Origin of the sequence: Flavobacterium sp. 5 (genome assembly GCF_002813295.1) — a bacterium.
Taxonomy (GTDB): Bacteria; Bacteroidota; Bacteroidia; order Flavobacteriales; family Flavobacteriaceae; genus Flavobacterium.
This window is the reverse complement of sequence record NZ_PHUE01000001.1, coordinates 1,737,230-1,753,841: the sequence shown is the minus strand read 5'-3', so window position 1 is coordinate 1,753,841 and position 16,612 is coordinate 1,737,230. Positions and strand designations below refer to the sequence as shown.

General features: G+C 32.8%; 12 protein-coding genes. 5 read left to right on the top strand and 7 right to left on the bottom strand.

Annotated features, from left to right (window positions below):
* Positions 1 to 3 precede the first annotated feature (3 nt).
* Positions 4 to 600: a TetR/AcrR family transcriptional regulator gene (locus CLU82_RS07270; RefSeq protein WP_100842463.1), complete on the bottom strand. Its 597-nt coding sequence runs from the start codon at positions 598 to 600 to the stop codon at positions 4 to 6.
* Between the two features lie 103 nt (positions 601 to 703).
* On the bottom strand, positions 704 to 1,225 hold the full coding sequence (locus CLU82_RS07265) for a YceI family protein (protein ID WP_100842462.1): 522 nt from the start codon (positions 1,223 to 1,225) through the stop codon (positions 704 to 706).
* A 276-nt stretch (positions 1,226 to 1,501) separates the two neighbouring features.
* Between CLU82_RS07265 and CLU82_RS07260 the strand changes: the two genes are divergently transcribed.
* Positions 1,502 to 2,476, top strand: a complete 975-nt coding sequence (locus CLU82_RS07260) for a polyprenyl synthetase family protein (protein ID WP_100844964.1) — start codon at positions 1,502 to 1,504, stop codon at positions 2,474 to 2,476.
* A gap of 36 nt (positions 2,477 to 2,512) precedes the next feature.
* The gene (locus CLU82_RS07255) at positions 2,513 to 2,866 is read left to right on the top strand and encodes a hypothetical protein (RefSeq protein ID WP_100842461.1); all 354 of its coding nucleotides are present in this window, start codon (positions 2,513 to 2,515) and stop codon (positions 2,864 to 2,866) included.
* Positions 2,867 to 2,869: 3 nt separating this feature from the next.
* Here the strand turns inward: CLU82_RS07255 and CLU82_RS07250 are convergent, their stop codons facing one another.
* On the bottom strand, positions 2,870 to 3,421 hold the full coding sequence (locus CLU82_RS07250) for a hypothetical protein (RefSeq protein ID WP_198520199.1): 552 nt from the start codon (positions 3,419 to 3,421) through the stop codon (positions 2,870 to 2,872).
* A gap of 119 nt (positions 3,422 to 3,540) precedes the next feature.
* Here CLU82_RS07250 and CLU82_RS07245 point away from each other — a divergent pair, with 119 nt between their 5' ends.
* From CLU82_RS07245 to CLU82_RS07235, 3 genes are all read left to right on the top strand, one after another.
* On the top strand, positions 3,541 to 6,312 hold the full coding sequence (locus CLU82_RS07245; protein WP_100844963.1) for a 2-oxoglutarate dehydrogenase E1 component: 2,772 nt from the start codon (positions 3,541 to 3,543) through the stop codon (positions 6,310 to 6,312).
* Between the two features lie 83 nt (positions 6,313 to 6,395).
* Positions 6,396 to 7,628 carry a 2-oxoglutarate dehydrogenase complex dihydrolipoyllysine-residue succinyltransferase gene (odhB, locus tag CLU82_RS07240; protein ID WP_100842459.1) on the top strand — a complete coding sequence of 411 codons (1,233 nt, stop codon included), beginning with the start codon at positions 6,396 to 6,398 and terminating at the stop codon, positions 7,626 to 7,628.
* Positions 7,629 to 7,714: 86 nt separating this feature from the next.
* Positions 7,715 to 8,950, top strand: a complete 1,236-nt coding sequence (locus CLU82_RS07235) for a TCR/Tet family MFS transporter (protein ID WP_100842458.1) — start codon at positions 7,715 to 7,717, stop codon at positions 8,948 to 8,950.
* A gap of 66 nt (positions 8,951 to 9,016) precedes the next feature.
* Here the strand turns inward: CLU82_RS07235 and CLU82_RS07230 are convergent, their stop codons facing one another.
* The 4 genes from CLU82_RS07230 to CLU82_RS07215 form a co-directional block, all read right to left on the bottom strand.
* A complete protein-coding gene (locus CLU82_RS07230) occupies positions 9,017 to 11,407 on the bottom strand; it encodes a T9SS type A sorting domain-containing protein (protein ID WP_100842457.1) in 2,391 nt (796 codons plus the stop codon).
* A 49-nt stretch (positions 11,408 to 11,456) separates the two neighbouring features.
* The gene (locus tag CLU82_RS07225) at positions 11,457 to 11,894 is read right to left on the bottom strand and encodes a retropepsin-like aspartic protease (RefSeq protein WP_100842456.1); all 438 of its coding nucleotides are present in this window, start codon (positions 11,892 to 11,894) and stop codon (positions 11,457 to 11,459) included.
* Positions 11,895 to 11,934: 40 nt separating this feature from the next.
* Positions 11,935 to 14,565, bottom strand: a complete 2,631-nt coding sequence (locus tag CLU82_RS07220) for a CHAT domain-containing protein (protein WP_100842455.1) — start codon at positions 14,563 to 14,565, stop codon at positions 11,935 to 11,937.
* Between the two features lie 86 nt (positions 14,566 to 14,651).
* On the bottom strand, positions 14,652 to 16,601 hold the full coding sequence (locus CLU82_RS07215) for a PKD domain-containing protein (RefSeq protein ID WP_100842454.1): 1,950 nt from the start codon (positions 16,599 to 16,601) through the stop codon (positions 14,652 to 14,654).
* Positions 16,602 to 16,612 lie beyond the last annotated feature (11 nt).

The following is a 16,612-nucleotide window of genomic DNA, read 5'->3' as shown; positions in this document are numbered from 1 at the left end:
ATTTTAGATATTAACGTTTTGTATTTGTTTTTCTAGTTCGATTATTCCATTTGGTGTTGCCATTGCTCGGGTATGATATTCTAAAGCTTCTAGTTCAATTTTTCTAGCTTCAATTTCAGAGCTAGTGTTTTCATTAATATGAAAGATCAAGATGTAATAAAATTGAACGTAATAATCAATATTTATGTCTTTTCGATATAGTCCTTCAGCAATTCCTTTAGTGATGTTGTCAAAAAAACAAGACATACATTCTTTGATTTCTATCTTTATTATATTATGATAAATTTCGGGATAATGTTTTTTCAATTGATAAATTGGTGAATTATCAGATGATTTAAACATCTCTTTGAACATGTTTCGGATTTCAAAGTTTTCTTTAATCGCGTTGTGATTTTGTGAAACTATGGTGTTTATTACATAATGAAGCTGTTCGTGTACCAAAGTGGTACTTTCTTCGATAAGCATTTCTTTATTGCAGAAATATTTGTAAATCGTTTTTTTAGAAATACACATTTCTCCAGCAATATCATCCATAGTGACACTTTTAAAACCTAGTTTTAAAAAGAGTTCACTTGCTTTTTCTATAATTTTTTCTTTCATTTTTATGGTAACTTATTGCAGTTAAAACTTGAATTAAATAATACAGTAAAGTCAGTTATTAAATGAGGTTTTGGTTTTTTGTATTTTATAGAAATCATTATTCTTAATGTGTGAATTCTAAATTGGCAATAAGTTTTATGTCTTTGCTTATTGGATTGCTTCTGTTGCGGGAAATCATATTGTAATTCAGACCAAAATCTTTGCGATTAATGTTTCCTGTAATTTCAAAAGAGGCTTTCTCAACACCGTTATAATTATTAAAACCTATAAATTCAGTGTCAAATTCAACCACTTTAGTGATGTTTTTGATTGTCAAAAGCCCTTTCAGAAAATTAATGTTTTTGTTTATTTTTTGAAATGAGGTCGATTTAAACTGTATCAAAGGAGTTTCGTCTTCATCAAATAAATCGGTTAGTTTTATTTCTTCATTTTTTTCAGATGAAGCATTTTTTTTGTTGTTTACATTCAGCGAGAATTCTATTGAAGCGTCCTCAACTTCATTGTTTTGTATCGCTACATGCCCTTTCAGATTGTTTGTATTTCCAGGTAGGTAACCTATAAGAGAATGTCTAGATTTTAGTATAACGTCTGATTCATTAGAATCAATAGCCCATGCATTTTCCATGATTTGGTATTTTAAGTAATGTTGTTCCTTATTTTTTTCTTTTTTTATTGTGTTTTGGAAACTTTGAATACTTTAAAAGTTTCTTGTGTTCTGCAAATGTAAGCAGGAAACTTTAAAAACCAATAAAGTTTCCAATGTTTTTTTTGATGAATATCATAAGAAAAAACTATAGTTCCATTTTACACGGGTTTGGCGTTAAATAATTAACATTTGAATTGTATCTTTGGGCTTCAAAACCCAAGCTGGAAAGGCTTCGGAAAACCAGAACCTCAATTTATGCACGCGATTCATCAGTATCAGGAATTTTTCATTACCTATTTAAAAAAGCAAAATATCAATAAAGAACCTAAAAATTTATATGAGCCTGTCGATTATATATTGAGTTTAGGAGGAAAAAGAATGAGGCCTGTGTTGACTTTATTGACAGCAGAAGTATTTGATGCCAATTATAAAAATGCACTTCCAGCTGCCATGGCGGTAGAAGTTTTTCATAATTTTTCGTTGGTACATGATGATATTATGGATGATGCTCCTTTAAGAAGAGGAGAACAAACTGTTCATGAAAAATGGAATCTTAATACAGGAATCCTTTCAGGTGATGCAATGTTGATTTTGGCGTATCAATATTTTGAACAATATGAACCAAGTATCTTTAGAGATTTGGCTAAATTGTTTAGTAGAACAGCCCTCGAAGTTTGCGAAGGACAACAATGGGATGTGGATTTTGAAACCCGTGGTGATGTTACCATACCCGAATACCTAAAAATGATCGAATATAAAACAGCAGTTTTGGTTGCAGCCGCAATGAAAATGGGAGCGATTATTGCAAATACTTCTGAAGAAAATGCTAATTTAATTTATGATTTTGGGCTTCATTTAGGAATAGCTTTCCAATTACAAGATGATTATTTGGATGCTTTTGGTGATCCGGAAACTTTTGGAAAACAAGTAGGAGGAGACATTATTGAAAATAAAAAAACCTATTTATTTTTAAAGGCTGTTGCTTTTTCAGATGCAAAACAAGCTCAAGAATTAAAAGACTTATTTGCTATTCATTCTAATGATAATGTAGAAAAGATACATAAAGCAAAAACTATTTTTAATCAATCAGGTGCGTCAGTAGCAACTCAAGAGGCTATAAAGGAATTTACATTTAAAGCATTTGAAACCTTAGAAAAAATGGATATTGACTCTTCTAAAAAGCAAGTATTACGATCTTTTGGTGAAAATTTAATGGGAAGAAAAGTGTAACTGAGTATTTGGTTTTAAAAATTTAAAATTGCCTTTATGTTTATAGCGCCCTTAAATACTGATTTGTTACTTCAAGAAGCAGAAAAAGAAACACTTTATCTCAATTTGGTTGCTCAATTAAATAAAGATTTTAATTTGGCTAACGAAGCGGTGGATTTTCCATTGAGTCTCACTCCGGATGAATTGAAAATACAATTGCATGAAAAAATCTACAGACTCATTCAATACAAATTTGCTGAGTATCTCAATTTGCTTTATATCATTGATGTTCCCGAAGGAGAAATAAAAAAATTAGATGGTAGTGACTTGGTAATTCTTGCCGAACAAGTTGCTTTTTTAATTCTTAAAAGAGAATGGCAAAAAGTTTGGTTTAGAAATAAATACAAATAATTCCTAAAAATAAGCTCTTACAAAAGGTATAAGGGCATCTCCATATACATTATCGTTTTCATCAAACAATACATTATAAGATAGGCCTACAGTTACATTTCCAGTTCGGTAACCGGCACCCAAAAACAATGCAGTATTCCAGAAATTGTCTGTATAGGCTCTTTGATCATAATAAGACTCATAGTGATTGTTGACATAAGATTCATTCAGATTTATAGATAACTGAATTTCAGGAATAGGATTGATGTAGGTTAATAAACTTACTCCATAAATTCCAGAATCATAATAACCTTTAGACGCAACATAACTCGCCTGAAGACCTAAACCCACTGCTAAATATGGGTTTACATTATATATTGCACTAGGTGCTACTGAAATATCGGTATAACCACTGCCAAAACTCAACCCTAAACCACCTCCAAATTGTACTTTTTCCCAAAAAGGACTTCTCGCTGGAGGTACTTGTGAGTATTGAGCTATTACGTTTTCGTAAAAGAACATTGTAATGACTATTAAAATATACTTTGTTAGGCTAGAAAAGAGGGATTTTTTCATTGGATCGGCTTTTTTTAACAAATTTTTACGTAAAAGTACGTAAAAAAATAGATTTAAATAAATTGCTTTATCGTATTTTTGCCGGACTATTTAACAAAAGTATATTCAATAACAGTATTATGGATAGGTTTTCATTTTTAAACGCGGCACATACAGAATTTTTTGCTCAATTATACGATCAATATTTAGAAAATCCAGATAGCGTAGAACCTAGTTGGAGAAGTTTTTTTCAAGGTTTCGACTTTGGAATGACTACTTATAATGACGAAAACCCTGTTCAACGAATCGTTGAATATGTGGAGAGCAATACAGATTGCAGTTTGGTTTCAGATAAATTGCAAAAAGAATTCAATGTTTTAAAATTAATTGATGGATACCGCACTCGCGGACATTTGTTCACTAAAACAAATCCGGTTCGTGACCGTAGAATATCTTCACCAACTTTAGATATCGAAAATTTTGGTTTGTCATCAGCTGATTTATCAACGGTTTTTGATGCTGCTCAGGTTATTGGAGTGCCACCTTGCTCTTTGCAGGATATTATCACTCGTCTTCAGGCAATATATTGTCAGCATATTGGAGTTGAGTATATGTATATTCGTAATCCTGGTGTTGTAAAATGGGTTCAGGATAAATTAGGAGTGAACAATAATCAACCTAATTTCTCAGTTGAAGAAAAGAAAACAATCTTAAATAAATTAAATCAAGCAGTTTCTTTCGAGAACTTCTTGCATACCAAATATGTTGGACAAAAACGTTTCTCATTAGAAGGTGGAGAATCTGTAATTCCTGCTCTTGATGCTTTAATCGAAAAAGCGGCTGAAAAAGGAGTAGAGCAGTTTGTTATGGGAATGGCTCACCGTGGACGTTTGAATGTTTTGGCGAACATTTTCGGAAAATCAACTCAAGATATCTTCGGTGAATTTGACGGAAAAGATTACGATCAAGAGTATTTTGACGGGGATGTAAAATACCATTTAGGTCTTACTGCTGATAAAGTAACTAAGTCTGGTAAAAAAATAAACATCAATTTAGCTCCAAACCCTTCGCATCTTGAAACAGTAGGTGCAGTAATCGAGGGGATTACAAGAGCTAAACAAGATAAATATTTCGCTGATGATTTTACTAAAGTATTGCCAATTGCCGTTCACGGTGATGCAGCGATTGCTGGGCAGGGTATTTTATATGAAATCATCCAAATGTCATTACTAGACGGATACAAAACGGGTGGTACAATTCACATCGTAATCAATAATCAGGTTGGTTTTACAACTAACTATTTAGATGCTCGTTCATCTACTTATTGTACAGATGTTGCCAAAGTAACTTTATCTCCTGTGTTACACGTTAATGCTGATGATGCAGAAGCTGTTGTTCACGCTGTATCTTTTGCACTAGACTACAGAATGCAGTTTGGACGTGACGTATTTATCGATTTATTAGGATATAGAAAATATGGTCACAACGAAGGTGATGAACCTCGTTTTACACAGCCTGTTTTATATAAAATTATTGCAAAGCACCAAAATCCAAGAGATATTTATGCTGAAAAGCTATTATCTGAAAGAGTTATTGATGCAAATTATGTAAATACAATTGAGAAAGAATATAAAAAGGATCTTGAAGAAAATTTAGAAGCATCACGTAAAAAAGACCTTACTATCATTACGCCATTCATGCAAAATGAGTGGAAAGGATTCAAACAAGTTTCTGATGATGTGATGTTAAAAAATGTAGATACTTCTTTTGCTAAAAAATCATTGGATTCTATTATCAAAACGGTATCAACTTTACCATCAGACAAGAAGTTTATCAATAAGATAACCAAAATTGTTTCTGATAGAAAAACGGGATATGATAACAATACAATTGATTGGGGAACTGCTGAAACATTAGCTTACGGTTCGCTTTTGACAGAAGGTTTTGATATTCGAATTTCAGGTCAGGACGTTGAGCGTGGTACATTCTCTCACCGTCACGCCGTAGTTAAAGTAGAAGATTCTGAAGAAGAAGTAATTTTATTGGATGCTATTGAAAACAAAAAAGGAAAATTCAATATTTTCAATTCACACTTATCGGAATATGGTGTTCTTGGTTTTGATTATGGTTACGCCTTAGCAAATCCAAATGCATTAACTATTTGGGAAGCACAATTTGGAGATTTCAGTAATGGAGCGCAAATTATGATTGACCAATATATCTCATGTGGAGAAGATAAATGGAACAACCAAAATGGTATAGTTTTATTATTACCACACGGATACGAAGGACAAGGAGCAGAACACTCTTCTGCAAGGATGGAGCGTTACTTACAATTATGTGCGAGACAAAATATGTTTGTAGCCGATTGTACAACGCCAGCCAACTTCTTTCACTTGTTGAGAAGACAAATGAAAACGACTTTCCGTAAACCTCTAGTAGTTTTCTCTCCAAAGAGTTTATTGCGTGATCCAAGATGTGTGTCTACAGTTGAAGAATTAGCAAAAGGAAGTTTCCAGGAAACTATTGATGATGAAGCAGTGACTAAAAAAGACGTAAAAACGTTGGTTTTCGTTACAGGTAAATTCTATTATGACATTGTTGCAGAAAGAGAAAATAACGGAAGAAAAGATGTTGCGGTAGTTCGTATCGAGCAATTATTCCCTTTCCCAGCAGAACAAATCAAAGCGATTATCGCTAAATATCCAAATGCTGACGATTATGTTTGGGCACAAGAAGAGCCTAAAAACATGGGAGCTTACAGTTTTATGTTGATGAATTTCGATTTTATCAAATGGAGATTAGCTTCATTAAAAGCGTATGCAGCACCAGCTTCTGGAAGTTATACAAGAGCAAAACGTCGTCATGCAGATGCTATTAGAATGGTATTTGATAAAAATTTATTTAGATAATTAAGAATTGTTTCAAGTTTAAAGTTTCAGCTTTATAAGCCTAGTGAAACTTTAAACAATTTAAACTTTAAACAAAGAGTAAGATGATTTTAGAAATGAAAGTCCCATCACCAGGGGAATCAATCAAAGAAGTAGAAATTGCAACATGGTTAGTTAAGGATGGAGATTATGTAGAAAAAGACCAAGCTATTGCTGAGGTTGATTCTGACAAAGCAACTCTTGAATTACCAGCTGAAATGAGCGGAATTATCACGCTAAAAGCAGAAGAAGGCGATACAGTAGCAGTTGGGGCAGTAGTTTGTCTTATTGATACTGATGGAGCAAAACCATCAGGTTCTGCACCTGCTGTAGCACCAGTAGCTGAAGCTCCAAAAGCAGCGCCTGCACCAGTGGCTCCGGCTCCAGTAGCAGCAGCGCCTGCACCGGCAGCATCTTATGCAGCAGGAACTCCATCTCCAGCAGCTAAAAAAATATTAGACGAAAAAAATATCGCTCCAACAACAGTTTCAGGAACTGGTAAAGGTGGTAGAATTACTAAAGATGATGCTGTAAATGCTGTACCATCAATGGGAACTCCAACTGGAGGAAACCGTGGTTCTGAGCGTACAAAATTGTCAATGTTACGACGTAAAGTAGCTGAAAGATTAGTTGCTGCTAAAAACGAAACAGCGATGTTGACTACTTTTAACGAAGTAAACATGACGCCAATCAACTTGATTCGTAACGAATACAAAGATGCATTTAAAGCAAAACATGGTGGACTTGGTTTAGGATATATGTCTTTCTTTACTAAAGCAGTTACAAGAGCTTTGGAATTGTTCCCAGATGTAAACTCTATGATGGATGGTGATCACAAAATTGCTTTTGATTTTGCAGATATCTCTATTGCAGTTTCTGGACCAAAAGGATTAATGGTTCCTGTAGTTCGTAATGCTGAAAATTTGACTTTCCGTGGTGTTGAAGCTGAAATTAAAAGATTAGCTTTAAGAGCTCGTGATGGACAAATCACAGTCGATGATATGACAGGTGGTACATTTACAATTACTAATGGTGGTGTGTTTGGAAGTATGTTATCTACGCCAATTATCAATCCTCCTCAATCTGGAATCTTAGGAATGCACAACATTATCGAGCGTCCAATTGCTGTAAACGGTAAAGTGGAAATTCACCCAATGATGTATGTAGCACTTTCTTATGACCACAGAATTATTGACGGGCGTGAGTCTGTTGGTTTCCTAGTTGCTGTAAAAGAAGCTTTAGAAAATCCATTAGAATTGTTGATGGGTGGAAATGCTAAAAAAGCATTGGAATTGTAATTAAGTACATTCTTAAAAATAAAAAAATCCGTTTAGAACTTCTAAACGGATTTTTTGTTTATTTGTGTTACTAACTAAAACTATTTATGGCATCAAATAAAAAACAAGCCGCTATCGGCTTTATCTTCATCACAATGTTAATCGATATTACGGGCTGGGGAATTATCATTCCAGTTATCCCAAAATTGATTAAAGAATTAATTCATGGTGATGTTAGCGAAGCTGCAAAATACGGTGGTTGGTTAACTTTTGCGTATGCTATTACTCAGTTTATGTTTGCACCTTTAATTGGTAATTTGAGTGATAAATTTGGAAGAAGGCCTATTATCTTAATTTCACTTTTTGCCTTTTCATTAGATTATGTGTTATTAGCATTTGCTCCAACAATTACATGGTTATTTGTCGGAAGGATAATTGCAGGTTTGACAGGTGCAAGTATTTCAACGGCTTCGGCATATATTGCAGATGTAAGCACGGCAGAGAATAGAGCCAAAAATTTTGGAATGATTGGTGTGGCTTTTGGACTCGGATTTATAATTGGGCCTGTCATTGGAGGTGTTTTAGGTCATTATGGTTCCAGGATTCCATTTTATGCAGCAGCAGTTTTGTGTTTGCTAAATTTCTTGTATGGGTATTTTATTTTGCCCGAATCATTATCAAAAGAAAATCGAAGACCAGTTAATTTTAAAAGAGCTAATCCAATTGGTGCTTTTTTAAATCTAAAAAAACACCCTTCGCTTTATGGATTACTGATTGCTTTGTTTCTAATTTTTGTTGCATCGCATGCTGTAGAAAGTAACTGGAGTTATTTTACAATGTACAAGTTTAGTTGGGATGAAAAAATGGTTGGAATTTCGTTAGGATTTGTTGGTGTTTTAGTAAGTCTTGTACAAGGCGGATTGATACGATGGACTAGCAGAAAATTAGGGAATGAAAAAAGTATTTATATTGGAATGACATTGTATACTATTGCGATGTTTTTGTTTGCTTTTGCGTCAGAAAGTTGGATGATGTTTGCTTTTATAGTGCCTTATTGTATTGCGGGAATCGCAGGCCCATCATTACGAGCTATAATCACGAGTCATGTTTTGCCAACAGAACAAGGAGAAATTCAAGGAACAATTGCGAGTTTAATGAGTGCTGCAATGATTATTGGTCCACCAGTAATGTCAAGTCTTTTTTATTATTTTACACATAAAGGTTCACCATTCGAATTTCCAGGAATGCCATTTATTCTCGGCGGTATATTGATGATGATTAGTGGTATTGTTGCTTATTTTTCGTTGAAAAAATATGCTATTTCAAATACAAGCAATGATTGAAATGTAAATAAAAATAAAAATCCGTTTAGAACTTTTCTAAACGGATTTTTTTTGCTGAAATTGTTGTTATTCTTTGATAAGCTTTACAGTTTTTTCAGCTCCTTCAGATTTTACTTTTAGAAAATAAACTCCTCCAGATATATTGGATAAATCAATTTCAGTTCGTAGAGCATTTATTTTCTTTGTCAGAATCGTTTCTCCTTTGATAGAGGTTAGTACAACTTCGTCTATTGTGGATGAGTTAGAAAGCGTTAAAACGTTTTTTACAGGATTTGGGTAGTAAGTAAAATTTGTTAAGACAAAATCAGTAGTTCCTAAATTACTTGATTTTGTGGTTACGGCCAGTCTTTCTGTGCTTTCAATTCCGTTTATTGTTTGTGAAGCATAGTAGGTTGTACCCTCAACTAAAACAGTAGTTAAAGGTAATTCGGTTTCAGCAGTTTTACTGGTTTTACTCGTTGTAGCGCTCGCTTTTAAATACCATTTAATATTTGGGATATCAATTATAATATCAGCTAATGTTTGTCCTAATTTAAATGTAAAAACTATCACATTTTTGCCATTTACAAGAGGAGCTGGAGGAATTATTGTATTGGTAAGCGATACAAAGCATCCGTTTTCGTCTTCCGCTATTACAGTATAAATTCCAGCTGCTAATTTTGAAAATGTATTGTTTGTTGTGAATGTATTTAGATTTGGGGAAATAGCATATTTGATTATGCCTGTACCGCCTATTCCATTTATTGTTATGGTTTGATCTTTAGCTTCAATAGTTGCGGTAAGGGGAGTTGCAGGTTCTAATATGGCAATGGTCATTATCTTTAAACAGCCAAGAGAGTCCTTAATTGTTATATTGTATGTCCCGGCAGATAAGTCTGTAAAAACAGTCGATGATTGATAACCATTCCCAATGGAATAAGTATAAGGAGGTTGCCCACCAGTCGTACTTACATTAATCGTACCTGAATTATCTCCTTTGCAACTCGCATCGATTTTCATAGCAGTCGACAGTAAAGGGATTAATGGATTTATAGTCAAATAGTTATTGTAAGTACATCCATTGGAATCTTTTACGTAAATAGAATAAGTTCCAGCAGTTAAATTTGTAAAAGTACTGTTTGGAACAAATGTAATTCCTCCATCTATTGAATAGGTATATGGAGTTGTTCCTCCAGTTGCATCAACAGTAACTTCAGCATTAGTTAAACAATCTATAGATTTTGTAATTATGGTATTTGCAACTAAAGGTAACGGTTGTGATAAAGTGATAGTTGTCATCTGTAAACATCCGAAAGCGTCCTTAGCTGTTATATTGTAATTGCCAGCAGGTAAGCCCGTAAAAATAGTTGATGATTGATAATCGTTACCAATTGAATATGTATAAGGTGTTTGCCCACCAGTTGCAATTACCGTTAGTGTCGAGATATCTTTATCACAAAGTAATGGTGTAGATGTTGTGGTTGCCTTTAATGGCTGAATCTGCTCTATTGTTGTAATTAGAGCTGGAGATATACAATTTTTGCTGTCTTTTATAAATGCGGTATAGGTTCCAGCCTGTAAGTTGTTGAAAATATTGTTATTAACATAGGTAATTCCACCATCAATAGAATAATAATATGGATCTTGTCCCGCAGTTGCGAGAACTGTTATTGATGCATTCGTAGAACAGTCTACTGGTTTTGTAATAAGTGTTGTCCCATTTACTGGCACAAGTGGTGCTATAGTTATTGGATTTGTATTTGAGGTTTTATTTTGAGAGTCTTTTACAGTTATAGTATATGTTCCAGGACCAAGATCGTTGAAAACATCAGACGGTTGGTATGTTACTCCACCATTTATGGAATAAACATATTGAGGTTGGCCACCGCCAGCATTAGCCTTCAATGAAGCATTAGTAATACAATCTATTTCTTTGATAATAGTCGCTGAAGAAAACAAGGAAGGTGTAATAGTAGCATCAATAATGACAAAGCAATCATTACTGTCTTTTATACTAACTGAATATGTTCCTGGAGCTAAATTGCTAAACGTACTTGAGTTTTGGACATTAGCTACTAAAGAACCATTCACCGTTAACCAATATCTATAAGGAGCTGTTCCTCCAGTTGCATTTACTGTTAAGTTTTGCCCTGACACATCTACAGTAGCCTGCAAAATTGCTGGTTCCGTTATGACTACTGAATTAAAAACTATAGCACCAACAGCATCTTTTGTAATAATATCATATCGTCCTGGTGATAAGTCAAAAATATCAGGCATAGATTGAAACGCATCGTTATTAATAGAATAAGTGTAAGGTGATTGACCTCCAAATGCAACAATGTGCAAAGAGCCACTATTGCTGCCATAACACCAACAATTATTAATAGCGCAAGTAGAGTTTAACTCACCAGGATTCGTTTGTGGATATAGATTTAAAGAAATAAAAATAATAAAAAAGAGTAAAATTTTTTTCATAAGAATGTAATTGTTAAAATAAACAAAAACAAATATAGGAAAAAACGGTTTACTTCAAGTACAAACAATGATTAAAGTAATCAATAATTCCTTTGCCTTTCATCAATACATCAGCTCCAATAATGCCATGTACTGGTTTTACTTTGTACTGGCTTAAAGCATCATTAACATGTGATAAATCAAAAATAACGAGTTCAAATCCCGAATGTTTCCAATTGCCTAATTTTATTTTATTATTGAGTGCCATTTGAGTTAGCATACCAGTTGCCCCGGCTCCTGAAGCCTTGGTCTTGGAGTCTTGTGCTTTTAATTGAAAAGTTGTAATGCCTTCAAATCCAATACAACTATTTGAGGCTCCAGTATCCAAAATAAAATTACCCTTAACACCATTAATTTTGACTTTTACCAAAAGATGCTGCGTTTTGGTAATTTTAAACTTAACTTTTTTATAGTTTACTTTCTTCAGTTTTTCGTGTAAGTTTTTCATACGATATCAGGATTAAAAAGTAAAAATAGTATTCCTAATACTACTTTTTATTTTTAAAGAGTATTTTTTCTTTTTGCATTCGTTTAGCAATAAGTTTAATTAATACAAAACCTCCAATAAGGATGGCTATAATGACAGAGCCAAGCAGTAAATAATTGTTTTTATCTTTGTTTTCTATACCGCCATAATATACAAATGAAGCCCAATAATAAGGAGATTTTTTAGCATTTGAAATTTTTTCATCACTCAAAAAGTCAAGTTTAGCTTGATGATTGGCTTCAAAATAGGAATTATTTCTTTTAATTTTTTTATAGAAATCACCCATAAATATTGAGGTAGTATAATCATTTACTTTCCAAAGAGAGAATAATAAATTTTGAGCTCCTGCAAATTGAAAACCTCTAGCAATACTCATTGCTCCTTCGGATTTGAATAGTTTGCCAATCCCAGTTTCACAGGCACTCAAAACAACCAAATTAGGTTTTATGTTTAAATGATATAATTCTGAGTACAAGACTTCTCTATCGTAAAACTTAATACTAGCTGGTGTTTCGATATCGCCAGCGGTAGCGTGAGTTGATAAATGGAGTATAGAATAATTAGCGGCATTTTTTTTGAAATTTTGAAAAGTTGCTGTATTGTTTTCAAAAAAGCGGCCTTTAAAACTATTTCTAATGGATTGTAATTCTTTTTTAGAATATGTTAGTGTATAATTGGTTTTTTCAAAAACAGGAAAAATGCCTAAAACGGTTTTTTCTTTTGGGCGAAAGGGTTTAGCATCCAAATAAAAACTAGCCGAATTGTTGTAGGCAATATTGAAATCATTCAGAAAATAATGCATTTTTTCAAAACTCGTTGTATTTGATTCTTTAGTAATCAAAGCTTCAAAAGGTAAGAAATTTAAAATTCCATCAGGAATAATAAGGAGGTTTTTATAACTTGATTTAGTTGGTAATAATAGGTTTTTATAGGCCGAAGCTGCTGTTTTATTGTATAAGTTAATGTTATTTGTGATACTGTTTGCATTATTGAAAAAGGCTATATATTTTACTATTGATTCACCACTCGTTTGACCTATACCGAAAGATTGTAGGGAAATTTGATTGTTTTGTATGGTAAAAACGTACACGGTTTTTGGACCCCAAAAATATTCGACCATAATGGCATCATCTGACTCTAATTTATAATATAATGCATTGACGTTGATATTGGTTTCGTTTTGTTTTGATCGGGAAGGTTGGTATTGTTTCACGAAAAGCATTGCCTGATTCTGCTTTTTAATGGCTTTGTTTATTTTGTCAATATTAGCCAATTCTCCTTTTTGTTGTTCTTTCAGGATTTCATTGTTCCAAAATCGTAATTCTTCTATTTTTTGTTTTTCACTTTTTGAAGCAATTTTGTTTCTGTAAATTTCATTTTTTAAAATGCATGATTTGTTATGCTCTACTAATTGAAAAGCTTTTTCTATAAAAACTGAATTTGCATCTTTTTCAAATAATGTTTGGTAAATAAGGATGCATTTTTCAATACGTTTTCTGTTTTTAATCTGGGTAATGATTTTAGAATTTTCATACACAATGAGTGTTTGAAATAATTTTTCAATATGAAAAGCTAGAGCATAACTTTTTAATGCTTTTTCAGGCTGTTTTTGTGCTGTAAATAAATCAGCTTGAAGGTCTAAGGCATCGATTAAAGCTGTTTCAGCATAAAGAGCTGTTTGTTTGGGTAATATATTTTTTCCTTTAGAGTAATTGGATATTAATGTTTTGAAAATTGTTTGGAGTACTTTTTGAGCCTCGGTTAAATTATTTTGCTGTAGCAATAAATTAACTTCTTCCAAATAAAATTGGGCTTTTTTTCTAGGTTCTTTTTCTGGTAAGTTTTCAAAAATAGTTTTAGCTTTTGAAAAATAATTTAAAGCTTCATTTTTGCCATGATTAATTTTAATTCTATAGAGATTAATGTAAGTATTAAATAAAGATTCTGCTTGGGTTTTGTCTTTGTATAATAATGGAATTGCTTTTAGAAAAGCTGTTTCAGCATTCTTAGAGTCTTCATTTATTGATCTCAATAGGTAATTCGCTCCTAAATTATTTAACAGAAGACCTTTTTGAGTGGCAGTTATTTTTTCGTTTTGGATTGTTTTTTCTATTAAATCAATGGCTTCATTAATTCTACCGGAGTTTTGATATACATTCGATAAATTAAGGATTGCCCCGACTTTTTGTGATTCGTTTTTTTCTGCATTGGCAATAAAATAATAATGCTTAATGATACTTTCTGCATTGTCATAATCTCCAATTATAGCATATAAATTACCAAGTGGTTTTAGGCAATATTCAATTATATCATAATCATTGAGTTGGTAGGTTGAATACGTTTTCCATGCTTTTTCATAACTGGCAATTGCTTGGTTTGTTTTTCCAAATTTATTTTGAAAATAGCCCTTGTTGCAGTTAAGAACGACGATAGACAATAATCCTTCTTTTGTTTTTTTATCTTGACTTTTCCAAAAAAGAGTTTCGACAGTATTTAGGTTTTTAATACCTTCTAATGAAGGACTGGCCACAAAATAATCAATAGCATCATAAGTTATTTCTTCTTGATTGTGTTTTTGACCAAAGAGACTGAGGGTAGTAAAAAGATAAAGTAAAACGCTTTTTTTTATCATAACATTTTGGTTGTCTGATATTTGAAAAAATAGTAATTAAAATTTAAAAAATTGGAGAATCAAATTTTGTTTTATAGGTCAAAACTCTAAAACTTCCAAATAGCATATAACTGATAATAATTAAAATTATTGTCAAAGTTAAGTACATAACGTGCCCCAAAGCTAGGGCCAATTCTGGAAAAACCAGCAGTAAAATCAAATAATAATCCTGATTTTAACTCTGGAAATGAATTTGTAGTTGTAACCGTCGAGTAATCTGTTCGTAATAATAATTTTTCTGAATTCCCTTCATAGACTTTCGTTTCTATGTTTTGAGTTTGTTTTTCTGAAACATTAATATTGATTTGAGCTCCTGCTCCCACACCAAAATAAGTTGAAATGTTATATCGAAACAATACTGGAATTTCCCAATTGATGTTCTTGTTTTCAAACGATGTGGTAATGCGATTTAATTGTACAGCACCTGAATCTTGGTTTAGTTTTTCTGTAAAAGTCGTTGCATCATCATAAGAGGTGAAACTGTTCAAAAATTCGGCTTGTACATAATAACGGTAGGATTTAAAGGGAGAGATTGTAGCTCCAACAAAATAACTTTTGGCGTTTTCTAAATTGGAGTATATGTTGTAACCCGCCTTTGCACCAATAGATATGCCAGGAGTAAATCGAGTAGTGGCGTAATTGGTAATGATAGGTTCGTTCTTGTCGAAAATAATAGCTGTTCTACTTTTGGTTTTTATTTTATGAAAGTCTTCATTGAATTTCATCGAGTATTTTACAAAACCTTTGGTGCTGTCAATTTCTTTTACATTTTTTTGATTACTTCCAGGTAAATAGATGTTTCTGAAAACAAAAAATATCTGAGTATTTCTCACAATGGTATCCAGACAACTTATTGTAGGAGTTTCTCCTTTTGGACAAATAGGGCACTCGGGATACATTCCCTCAATTTTTAAAGTTTTTTTGTCAAACATGTCAGGAATGTCTGTTTCGAGTTGTATTTTTCTGGCTGGTCCTTCGCCATTATTTTGGAAGCGGGTTTTGAATTTTACTCTTTTGTATCGTACAAATCGGTAGTTCATAAAACTTCCATTGGATCCCATTTTGTTAGGATCATGAGAAGTAACAATTTCCATTTCGAGGTTTTTTATTTTATGGTTTTTAAAACTTCGGTTGGGTACATAAATGCTACGCATAGTTATCGTGGCGCTAGTATCTTTAATCATTTCCGGAGTAGTTTTGAAAGAGAAAAATACATTTCGGGTTTCACCAGGATTATGATCGTCGATTTCTAAAACAGAAACATTTTTATAGCTGTTTTTTGCTTTTATTAAAGTAGAATCTAAATCGGTTTCATTGCTGGGTTCTCTATATTTTTTAGTAAATACCAAAGTTTCGTTGGATGCCACATAGCGATTCGAATTATTGATATCGTCGACTGAAACCAAATTGTTTTCTTGAACAATTCGTTCATTAGCATAAGGTCTTACTTCTTCTAAATCGAAATTGTTGTTTTTGAATTCCTTTTCATTGTAAAAAAGATACAGTTTCCCGTTGGTAACATAGTTCTCTAAATTTTGATAACTAACGATTACTTGCATTTCCTGTTCGGGAATTGGGTCGCAATTTTTTTGAATAGACAAGCCATCTTGATTGACAATAGAAGCAATGTCTTGAAAGGTTGTATCTGAAATATCGTTGACTACTACTTTTTTTGGTCGGGTAGCTGGTGGTTTTCCGTTGTCGTAATTGTTGGTTACGGTTAGTCTGGCGGTATATGTTCCTTTGTTTTTATAGGTATGTTTGGGCTCAGCTTCTTTACTAAAGTGACCATCTCCTAATTCCCATAGATAAGAATAGCTTGGTTTTGGAGCACCAGCTATAGGGATTAATGGAGGAGTTTCTGGTTTAAAATTAACTGAATTTCCGTTTTGATTATATGTAATTGTAGCTCTACGGGTAATGGTGTCTTTTATTTTGGTTTGAGCATAAAAAGGAAATGTAATGATGAAAAAAAAGACTATTAACGATTGGTTCATATTTGGTTATT